This window comes from Vibrio sp. L85 (genome assembly GCF_963871815.1).
In the GTDB taxonomy this organism is placed as follows: domain Bacteria; phylum Pseudomonadota; class Gammaproteobacteria; order Enterobacterales; family Vibrionaceae; genus Vibrio; species Vibrio harveyi.
Genome location: NZ_CAWMYL010000162.1, coordinates 1 through 2091, shown reverse-complemented (window position 1 = coordinate 2091; position 2091 = coordinate 1). Strand labels below are relative to the sequence as shown.

Sequence of the window (2091 nt, the reverse complement as noted above, 5' to 3'; positions counted from 1 at the left end):
AATATATTTTTTTGGTTGTATACTCCAAAAGCTTCCAATAAATACGATTTATGATAGGGTTATGAACCATACTCCAAGTATTAAATTCATAATCTTAAGAAGGTACTATGATATTAAATAAAGGCTTATTAGTCGCAATATCCCCATTTACAGCAAGTGCAGCATTCACTACTCAAGAAGCTTCCGGCGTTCTTGGAGTACTTTATCATTAAACATAAGTAAATTTCAGGTTAAACAAGGTAAACTTAAACAGCTACAATGTCACAATGGTTAAACAAAGTAATATCAAGGGTTAGTAATGAAGAAAATATCCGGTTCCACCTGGTATATAAAAATAGTATTTCCGTGTCTATTTTTGGGGTTTTCTTTTCTTTTTATTATTATCTATTTTTCAAATAAACCTGAAACAGTAAACCCCATAATAATAACCCCCATTATTATGGCTGCAATATTTACTCTGTATTGTAAAAGATATATATGGGATTTATATGACGATGTTTATGATGAAGTTGACACTCTTGTTTTTAAAAGAAAAAATGAAACAAAGAGAGTTAATATTATTGATATCGTAAACATAAATTACACTGAAAATGGTCAATATCCAGAAAGAATAATAATTACAATTAAGAACGGCAATGATCCATTACAACACATGGCATTTATACCCCCATTTAGAATTAATAGATTTGGGATAAATCCTATAGTATCTGATTTATTAAATAGAATTAAATAAAACAATGGAGTAACTTAATGAAAAAGACAATATTATCCGCACTTATATTAGGATCTATGCTGCCTACCTATGCGCACAGTTTTGTCTTCTTGCAAAGAGAATCAAACCCTGACGGGTATGCTTATGAATGGAATGACCCACAATATAAAATTGAATTCAAAGATCTGGACATGATTGTATCGGTAAACCAGTTCACTGATACCTTTTTCTTCCGTATTGTACCTCAGGAACATAGACAGGCACATTTATCTAGTTTTTCAGTTTTAATTAAGGGAGAAAATAAATACTTTGAACTTGGTGATAAGTTTAAAATTCAAATTAAGTACCAAGATAAGAAAACCAAGAAGTTCTTAAAGGAAAAGAGATGTAATAGAGGTTTATGCGATAACGTTGACGTAGTTAGTAAAACTTATTCCTTCTTTAGAAACAAACAAACTCGCGCTATAGAATATGATGGCGTGTTAAAAAAACCTCTTGAAAGCTACGCTTATCGGAAAGTTGGTAATGAGGAGTTTCTAGAGCTATTTACTTCAGACCCTTATTATTTAAGTGAATCAAAAACAGTCGGCGGTACTCGGTATTACCCGACTCTGGTTATAACAGCTGTAAATGGTCTTAGTGGTGCTGATAAGGTTCTACAAGGAAACCATTTTGGTAAGAATATGGATTTAATGTGCGCCCGAAGTGCTCCTAGAAGTTCGGCTGTTTGGGATGTCTATAAACCTTCGACGGAGGACTACCTTAGAGATGTACCCGACATAAAACCAGTAGTGCAAGGCGGTATCAGTATTCAGGCTCCAAACTTCGATATCGATGTTGCCGTGACAACCGATTTTAAAGACTTATCATTAAGCGTAGCCCCAGGGTTATCTTTAAATACCGACACTGAGTTTGGAGGTTTTGTTAATGGTTATGCAACTACCAACCTTGATGACGTAACAACAGGAACGTCCACCACCGTATCAGGGGACCTTGGCGTTATTGGGGGTTCTTTGGTATACGATGCTAATAATCGCTTAATTGGTGGTGGGTTGACGTTTGAGGTTGGTGTGCCAGACGCCGATATCTCTGTTAACGAGGGCGTTGAGATAGCTACTACAAAGACAAAATCAAAAACGGACAACAAACGAACGCACCGTCAAACTGAGAGGCGCGGAGGTTACGATAGAAGACACGGAAGAACTAGCCATCACAGAGGCGAGGGTGGACATTCTATAGAGCATTAATCCTGGTTTTAAAAATAAGCCCTGTTATGGGGCTTTATTAGCCAATCCATTTAATACAATAATGATAATGCGAACCAAGTTTTAATGTCAGCGCAAGTTTAAGATGTCACATTCAGTGTAGAATTTGTACCT

Annotated in this window: 2 protein-coding genes; both read left to right on the top strand. The window is 35.7% G+C overall.

Going from position 1 to position 2091, the window contains the following annotated elements; genetic code table 11:
- Positions 1 to 298 precede the first annotated feature (298 nt).
- The gene (locus tag AACR11_RS15815; RefSeq protein WP_029790655.1) at positions 299 to 733 is read left to right on the top strand and encodes a hypothetical protein; all 435 of its coding nucleotides are present in this window, start codon (positions 299 to 301) and stop codon (positions 731 to 733) included.
- 17 nt (positions 734 to 750) lie between these two features.
- Positions 751 to 1959 carry a hypothetical protein gene (locus AACR11_RS15810; RefSeq protein WP_079324863.1) on the top strand — a complete coding sequence of 403 codons (1209 nt, stop codon included), beginning with the start codon at positions 751 to 753 and terminating at the stop codon, positions 1957 to 1959.
- Positions 1960 to 2091: the final 132 nt, after the last annotated feature.

Coding starts and splice junctions, on each gene's coding strand:
- AACR11_RS15815 (WP_029790655.1), top strand. CDS start 299: ATGAAGAAAATATCCGGTTCCACCTGGTATATAAAAATAGTATTTCCG.
- AACR11_RS15810 (WP_079324863.1), top strand. CDS start 751: ATGAAAAAGACAATATTATCCGCACTTATATTAGGATCTATGCTGCCT.